Consider the following 273-nt stretch of genomic DNA (forward strand, 5'->3'; position numbering starts at 1 on the left):
GCTGGCCGACCCACGCGGTTATTGCCGCAAGTTGCGCCGTCGCGTGGATTCGCTGTCACCCGAGCGGCACTTGCCGATCTTCGTCGAAAAAATCCTCGGCGAAGGCGAGACCCTGCGCGAAGACTGGCAAGTGGACGGCACCACCGGCTACGAGTTCATGAATCAACTGTCGTTGCTGCAACATGCGCCCGAGGGCTTCCGCCCCCTTGCCGACTTATGGACCCGCCACAGCGAACGGCCCTCGGCCTTTATCGAAGAGGCCTGGCTCGCGCG

1 protein-coding gene is annotated in these 273 nt (G+C 63.7%); it reads left to right on the top strand.

Annotation, left to right across the window (positions count from 1 at the left end):
• On the top strand, nt 1-273 hold a 273-nt coding region (locus KZZ04_RS19245), incomplete at both ends, for a hypothetical protein (protein ID WP_219423871.1).

This window comes from Pseudoalteromonas sp. CR1, assembly GCF_019392235.1.
Classification (GTDB): Bacteria; Pseudomonadota; Gammaproteobacteria; order Enterobacterales; family Alteromonadaceae; genus Pseudoalteromonas.